The 6,777-nt window shown below is 41.6% G+C and carries 6 protein-coding genes; 3 read left to right on the forward strand and 3 right to left on the reverse strand.

Going from position 1 to position 6,777, the window contains the following annotated elements:
• Window positions 1-273 precede the first annotated feature (273 nt).
• Complete coding sequence (locus tag HU824_RS18830) at window positions 274-963, forward strand: HAD family hydrolase (protein WP_176469685.1); 690 nt, start codon at window positions 274-276, stop codon at window positions 961-963.
• A 41-nt stretch (window positions 964-1,004) separates the two neighbouring features.
• On the opposite strand, the gene uxaC is transcribed toward HU824_RS18830, so the two are convergent.
• From uxaC to HU824_RS18845, 3 genes are all read right to left on the reverse strand, one after another.
• Window positions 1,005-2,411 carry a glucuronate isomerase gene (gene uxaC / locus HU824_RS18835; protein ID WP_176469686.1) on the reverse strand — a complete coding sequence of 469 codons (1,407 nt, stop codon included), beginning with the start codon at window positions 2,409-2,411 and terminating at the stop codon, window positions 1,005-1,007.
• A gap of 355 nt (window positions 2,412-2,766) precedes the next feature.
• Window positions 2,767-3,300 carry an FHA domain-containing protein gene (locus HU824_RS18840; RefSeq protein ID WP_136010146.1) on the reverse strand — a complete coding sequence of 178 codons (534 nt, stop codon included), beginning with the start codon at window positions 3,298-3,300 and terminating at the stop codon, window positions 2,767-2,769.
• Between the two features lie 51 nt (window positions 3,301-3,351).
• Window positions 3,352-4,452: an SPOR domain-containing protein gene (locus HU824_RS18845; RefSeq protein ID WP_176469687.1), complete on the reverse strand. Its 1,101-nt coding sequence runs from the start codon at window positions 4,450-4,452 to the stop codon at window positions 3,352-3,354.
• Window positions 4,453-4,686: 234 nt separating this feature from the next.
• On the opposite strand from HU824_RS18845, the gene HU824_RS18850 reads away from it, so the two are divergent.
• Both HU824_RS18850 and rfbC read left to right on the forward strand, forming a co-directional pair.
• A complete protein-coding gene (locus HU824_RS18850; protein ID WP_176469688.1) occupies window positions 4,687-6,102 on the forward strand; it encodes a capsule assembly Wzi family protein in 1,416 nt (471 codons plus the stop codon).
• Window positions 6,103-6,106: 4 nt separating this feature from the next.
• On the forward strand, window positions 6,107-6,685 hold the full coding sequence (gene rfbC, locus HU824_RS18855; protein WP_176469689.1) for a dTDP-4-dehydrorhamnose 3,5-epimerase: 579 nt from the start codon (window positions 6,107-6,109) through the stop codon (window positions 6,683-6,685).
• Window positions 6,686-6,777 lie beyond the last annotated feature (92 nt).

Below are 6,777 nucleotides of genomic sequence, written 5' to 3' on the forward strand. Positions count from 1 at the left end.
TAATCGGGAGGATTTGGTTAACTTTGACTGAGTCCTTGGAATTAGTAGTTTTCATGGAGAAAAGTCGCCAAACTTTTCCTTTAAATTACTAAATTTCAGGGACTTTTGCAGATTTAATCACTTGAAAATTAAATGTTTAACAGCATATATTTAATTTTTGTCATCTACTAAAAAGCTGCAGACAAAGTATTAACTTCCTATTTATCGCTATTTATCTTTTCATTTATATGGAATACTCCGTATCTTTGGACAATTTTATAAAAACGACCATTCATGAAAGATAAAATTGAATTCATAGCTTTTGATGCTGATGATACACTGTGGGAAAGCGAACTTTATATTCAGGAGTTCGAACACAAATTCTGTAACCTTTTAAGGCAGTATCTGCCCGCTTCATCCATATCACAAAGTTTTCTCGAAACAGAAACGAAGAATCTGCACATGTATGGCTACGGACTGAAGAGTATAATGCTCAGTATGACTGAAACCATCTGCAAAGTGACAGACGGAAACGGAAGTATACATCTTATAGAGGAAGTAATAGGATGGGGACAAGAACTACTGCAGAAACCGGTCATACTGCTGGGAGGCGTGAAAGAGACCATATCGTCACTTCATGGGAAGTATAAATTGGTGTTGGCCACTAAGGGGGACTTGTTCGACCAGAAAAGGAAAATAGGAGCCTCCGGACTGCAAGAATATTTCCATCATATCGAAATCATGAGTGACAAGAAAATCGATGATTACCGGAGGCTGATTGAAACATTGGGCTGTCTGCCTGAAAAACTCCTGATAATAGGTAATTCTGTAAAATCAGACATACTTCCGGTATTGGAACTTGGGGGGTATGCTGCCCATGTACCATACAACGTGACTTGGGCATACGAGCAACATGAAGGGGAAATACGACATCCCAATTTTATACAATTGGATAGTATCAAAGAAATATTAGATAAGCTATAAGTTATGAGTTAAACTGCATGACTTATAGCTTACTAGTGCTGTTAGAATTGGAAGAAATTCTTGGCATTATAATAGCTGATATCTTCAATCATCTGGTTTACGCGTTCCATCTCGGAGACAGGAATTTCACCATTTTCCACATCACGGCCTACAAGATTGCACAATGTACGGCGGAAATATTCATGACGCGGATAGGAGAGGAAGGAACGGGAATCGGTCAGCATACCAACAAATCGGCTTAACAAGCCTAATACAGAAAGGGCATTCATCTGCTTTTCCATACCATCCTTTTGGTCGAGGAACCACCAACCGGAACCGAATTGAATCTTACCGGCAATCGTCCCATCTTGAAAGTTGCCCAGCATAGTGGCAATTACTTCATTAGCGCATGGATTCAAGTTATAAAGAATAGTTTTGGTCAGTTTACCATTGGAGTTTAAACGGTCGAGGAATTTTGCCATGGCTTTTGCTGTAGTAAATTCGCCAATGGAATCAAAACCGGTATCAGGTCCTAATAGCTTGAACATCTTACTGTTATTGTTGCGAATAGCACCATAATGAAACTGTTGTGTCCAACCTTTCTCCCAATCCATTTCGCCAAACACAACCAGCATGGCCGATTTGAATTTCAGAATTTCTTCTTTCGTCAATTCGGCACCGCCATATACTTTATTAAATATAACCTTAATCTCTGCTTCTCTATAATCTTCGGCATAGAATTCTTCAATTCCGTGGTCAGACAGTTTACAACCTTGTTCTGCGAAGAAATCGTGACGTTTACGCAAGGCTACAACCATATCGTCAAAACTGGAAATAGCTACATCGCTCGCTTCGGCCAATTTTTCTACGTATATGCGGAAATCGGCAGGAACTTCCACTGCCATTGCCTTGTCTGGACGCCAAGTGGGCAGCATTTTGATTTCAAAGCCGCTTTCTCGTGTTTTAATATGATGTTCCAAAGAATCAATAGGGTCATCCGTAGTACAAACCACTTCCACGTGATAGCGGCGCATCATGCCACGGGCAGAATATTCGGGCAGTTTCAGCTTCTCATTACATTCATCATAAATTTCACGAGCTGTTTGAGGATTCAGAATCTTATCGGTTCCAAAAGCAGTCTTCAATTCAAGATGAGTCCAGTGGTACAGCGGATTACGGAAAGTATAAGGTACAGTTTCGGCCCACTTCTCAAACTTTTCCCAATCTGTAGTATCCTTACCGGTACAGAAGCGTTCGTCCACACCATTGGTACGCATAGCACGCCACTTGTAGTGGTCACCTCCCAACCAGATTTCAGTCAGTGACTTAAATTGATAATCTTCCGCCACCATTTGAGGAATCAGGTGACAATGATAGTCGATAATCGGCATCTTAGCCGCATGCTCGTGATACAACTTCTGTGCTGTTTCCGTTTGCAACAAGAAGTTTTCGTCCATAAAGTTTTTCATCTTTTTGTGCTTTAAGTATCTAAAAATATTACTTTCTATTCATTATATCTATATGGTGTTGATTGTGAATATAATAGACTTGATAACTGTTTTCAATTTTATTAACCGTTATCGAACACAAAAGTAGAAATTTTACTTGGAGAAACAAAATAATCCGAATCTTTGTATTCATACTGCTGTGTTAGTCTTGCTTCTTAAAATCCATCCAAGAAAGAGGTATGCAGGAATACTATAAAAGGTATTCTTTCATTCCTGTGGCATAAACAAGCAGACCGTACAAAAAACTCCTTTTGTACGGTCTGCTTGTTTATGCCACAGTTGATGGAAAATATTAAGCCACAGTTTTCTTTTTCGTCTAAAGATTTTCCTGCTCTGCTGCCCGCAATATAAAAGTAGTGGCGCCAATGGTTACGATGGCTCCATCGTCAATGCGAATGCGGTCTTTGTCACCCAAAATTTCATTATTAAGGAAAGTTCCCGTCAGGCTGGGAGCATCGCGTAAGGTATAAATCAACGCTCCCTGCTTATTGCTCTTTACATTAATGATACAGTGACGCCGATCCATACTCATATCCGAAGTCTCAATCGGTACTTCTATAACATTCCCCACGCAACGCCGGCCTATGATATTGTCACCTTCCTGCAATGGAAGCACCTGCTTAAAACCAAACACATTCTCAATGACCGTGATGCTGCCAAAGGCTTCTTTAAACTCTGCTTCATCCGGACGTTCTTCTTTTTGAGGGGCTTTCATCTTTGATTTGCCTAAACGGATACTGAACTGCTTCTTACACTGGTCGCATACAAAAACCAGCGATTGGCCTTCGGTATACTTGGTTTCATCGAATGTTAGGTAATTCTCACATTTAGGACAACGGATACGCTTCATGATAGTTAAAAAATTAAAGAATTAAAAAATAAGGCAAGGGTAGATTACTTTCTACTTCTTTAATACCCAAGCGTTCTTATACGTTTTATTCTGGCGAACTCTGTTCAACTCCTGATATGCTTCTGTTTCTGTATCGCAAGACTTAATGCTGACACGCATTTTACCATTGCCAACGATTGCTTTTGCATGAGGATAACCTTTTTCAATCAGTTGCTTTGCCATTGCTTCGGCATCCTTCTCTGTACCTACACTGGCAATGATGACATGGTATTTCTTTGCGGAGACAAGTAACGGAGCTACACTCTCTGTAGTTGTCTTTTGAACTTCACTTTTTGTTGTTGCAGATGCAGAGGACACTTCTGCCGTCTGTTGCTTAGGTTGGAGAATAACCGGAACTACCTCTTTCTTTGCCTGCAGCCTCGTGTGTGTTTGAGCCGACGCTTTCGGAATGTCGGCCTTCTGGCTGACAACAATCGGATTAATGGCAAGTGATTCCTTTTCTATCATCTCGAAAAGTTCATTCGGAAGTAGTTGCGCATAATTTCCTTCAATCACTTCTGTATTTTCTATCGGTGTAGACAAAAAGAAAAACAAGGCGACCACTGCAACCATGGCAACTGCATTCAGCAAATAGGAACGGTTGAATTTAATCTCAAACTTTCGCTTTTTGTCTTCCGGCACAACTGGAACAGAATAACGGACGGTCTTTTCCGTATACGGTTTCTTCTGTTCTGCCAGTTCCTGTATTTCAAAACTATCCAGTCCATATAAGTAGGGAGTAGTTATCTTGTGGTCATAGGGAGCAAAGTCATAAGTGCCGTGAATGGAGTAACGCAATTCGCCAATGTTGGGCAAATCCACCTTGCCTTCTTCATGGAGAGCAGTGACTATATACGACACTTTTTTTTCTACAATCCGCGTAGCATCGGAAAAGTCGGTATCATAGACAGCCATGTAAGATTGTACAAGTAATCCGTCATTCATCTTCAATTGAGGATTAAAGCCGATGATACGGGTAGGAGGCAGAAAAATATTTTCTTCCGCTACTCTCATTGCCGACGTATAATGGGCTACAAATCCTCCCAAGCCGGGAACAATGACACAATCGTTCTCCAATAACAATATTTCTATATGTTGTGCTAATTCAATCATGCTACAAAAGTAGCGGAAATATCGGATATACGCCAGTTTCAGAGCTTTTTTTCTTACTAAAAAATTATAAACACTGCCTCTTGAAAATGCATTTTCAAGAGGTATTTCGATAAGGAAAGAGGTTTTTTACCAGAAAAATTTCTACTTTTGTATAGTTTTACTATGCTCGCCAAGAATAGAAGGATAATTGCCCTTGTAAGAGTATACAAACCTAAATATTTAACTAAAACTATTATGCGTATTATCTTCTGTCTGATGGTTTTCTTGTCTGTAGGAAAGAGCACGATGCTGGCACAGCAATTGTCTTCATTCTTGGAATATGGAGTAACTCTGCATACTGGTGCAAATACCCCTCTTTGGCAGGTCAGCAACCAGCAAGGACTCACTTCGCTTGACAACAACACTTACATGCGTGGAGGTGTATTCCATAAACACAAACTTGGAAAATGGAGATTTGAGGAAGCACTAGATGTGGCAGCGGTAGCGGGATTCACTACTTCCTTCATTGTACAACAGGCTTATGCAGACATCCGCTATAAATGGTTCGGATTCTTTGTCGGCAGTAAAGAACGGAATTCCCCATTACTGAATCAAGAACTGAGCAGTGGCGGCATGACCTGGTCGGGCAATGCACGTCCCATTCCACAGGTACAGATAGGTATACCCGAGTATGTACAGTTGCTGCCCCGTTTAGGCCTGAAAGGAGAAATCTCGTACGGGTGGTTTACAGACAATAAATACCAACGGGAACAAGTCGGAGAGAAATACTGGTATACCAAGAACATCAAATATCATCATAAAGAAGGGTTTCTGCGTATCGGCATACCCGAAGGAAAATGGCAGTTGGAACTCGGAATGACTCTCGACACCCAATTCGGAGGATATAAGATTGGAGGAGCCGAACCGGGGGACTTGGGCAACGGATGGAAGGATTACATACGCGTATTCTTCCCCGGCCACGGGCGTGAAGACGGACCGGTAGGTGAACATCTGGCTTTCCAAGGCAATTTTCTGGGCAGCGAATATGTCAAAATGACTTATCGTCCTAAGGAAGATTTCTCCATCAGCGCCTATCTGGACAATCACTTCGACGACTTCTCCGCTATGGCCAAACTCAACGGATGGGATGGCTTATGGGGGGTGGAATATAAATCCAACCATACCCAGGCTATCAATGGAATCGTTATCGAATATCTCCAAACGACCAACATGAGCGGTCCTCTGCACGGTTTGCAGAATTCCGTAGTAAATAAGACCGGAGGCGCCGACAACTATTACAACAACGGTTACTACCCAGGGTGGGTACATTGGGGTATGGCGATAGCCAATCCGTTGATAGCATCGCCTATCTATAATAAGGATGGCAATATGAGTTTCAAATACAATCGCGTTAAGGCCTTGCATCTGGGATGGAGCGGTGACATCAGCAGTGAGTGGAGATACATAGCAAAATTGTCCCACAGCAGAACTTGGGGAACTCCTCACCGTCCGATACCTGATATATTAGAAAATTTTTCTACTTTTGCATCGTTTTACTATACTCCCCGCAAATGGAAAGGCTGGTGCTTCAACGCATCCCTTGCATTGGATATGGGGGAGATATATGGAGACAATTTCGGATTCCAACTGAAAGTACATAAAACATTTTAAGAAAATGAACTATATACAAACAGAGATTGATGGTGTATGGCTGATTGAGCCGAAAGTATTCCACGATGCCCGCGGATATTTTATGGAAGCATTTAAGGAAGAAGAGTTCCGTGCACATGTCGGAGATGTTCACTTCATTCAAGATAATGAGTCCAAGTCCTCTTTCGGGGTATTACGTGGTCTGCATTACCAAAAGGGTGATTGCAGCCAGGCTAAACTGGTACGTGTCATAAAAGGAAAGGTACTGGATGTGGCTGTCGATTTAAGAAAATCTTCTCCCACTTTCGGAAAGCATGTCAGTGTGGAACTGAGTGAGGAGAATAAGAGACAGTTCTTCATTCCGCGTGGCTTTGCCCACGGTTTTCTGGTGCTGAGTGATGAAGCTGTCTTTACTTACAAGGTAGACAACGTATATGCACCGCAATCCGAGGCATCCATCCGTTTTGACGATGAAAGCATCGGCATTGAATGGCCCGTTGCTGCGGAACAGCTTCTATTGTCAGATAAAGACGGACATGCCGTATCGTTTAAAGATGCGGTCTATTATGATAATAGTCCGTTAAAAATTCACCATATCGGCTAAGCGGCTTCTGCCACTATGCCAAAGAGTTCTTTGATAAGTTTAGTATTAAAAGTTCTGTTCGGTTTCAGACCAGACCTGCTAAAAATTCTTTT

Origin of the sequence: Bacteroides sp. L10-4 (genome assembly GCF_013373675.1) — a bacterium.
GTDB classification, from domain to species: Bacteria; Bacteroidota; Bacteroidia; order Bacteroidales; family Bacteroidaceae; genus Bacteroides; species Bacteroides muris.